Annotated in this window: 1 protein-coding gene and 1 pseudogene; one reads left to right on the plus strand and one right to left on the minus strand. The window is 54.5% G+C overall.

The window, feature by feature from the left end; translation table 11 throughout:
• The coding region (locus QP934_RS11465) for an IS3 family transposase (protein WP_419127587.1) at positions 1-577 on the plus strand (577 nt) is incomplete at its 5' end.
• Positions 578-607: 30 nt separating this feature from the next.
• Here the strand turns inward: QP934_RS11465 and QP934_RS11470 are convergent.
• Positions 608-734 (minus strand): annotated as a pseudogene (locus QP934_RS11470) (IS1249 family transposase); the annotation flags it as partial.

The following is a 734-nucleotide window of genomic DNA, read 5'->3' on the forward strand; positions in this document are numbered from 1 at the left end:
CCCGAAGACACCGGATCATCGCCCGGATCTTGTGCGCCGAAACTTCCGTGCGCAGGCACCAGGCAGGCTGTGGGTTGCCGACATTACCTACGTTCGCACCCTGTCAGGATTCGCCTACACCGCGTTTGTCGTGGATGTATTTAGCCGAAAAATTGTTGGTGTTGCTACACGCTCGACGATGCGTACCGATGCGCTGCTCATGGAGGCATTGGAGCATGCGTTAACGACTGCAGGGCGAATCCATGGAAACCAGTTAATTCACCATAGCGATCGGGGCAGCCAGTACGTGTCACTGAAGTATTCCACCGCGCTAGCCGAATCCGGAATCCGTCCGAGTGTGGGAACAGTCGGCGATTCTTATGACAATGCTCTAGCCGAAACAGTCAATGGTCTCTACAAGGCGGAACTGATTCATGCCCAGGGCCCGTGGACGTCGGTCGGAGAAGTCGAACTGGCCACCTTGCGGTGGGTGCATTGGTGGAACACCAAACGGCTTCATGAAGCTTTGGACTACGCCACCCCACAGGAAGTAGAAACCGAGTACTATCTCACCCAGCCCATCAACACAGGGCCGTAAAAGAAGCGGAACTAAACCCAGGACGCTTCAGTTGTAGGCCTTTCGCACGTTGGAATGTGTCCATACCCATGTCCAATTTCCTGTATCAGGGTCTTTAACCCTGGTCTTTTCGTCCATCCACCTGCGGTAGACAGTGTTGAAGTCGTGGAGTAGCGAA

The organism is Corynebacterium sp. MSK122 (assembly GCF_030229435.2).
In the GTDB taxonomy this organism is placed as follows: domain Bacteria; phylum Actinomycetota; class Actinomycetes; order Mycobacteriales; family Mycobacteriaceae; genus Corynebacterium; species Corynebacterium marquesiae.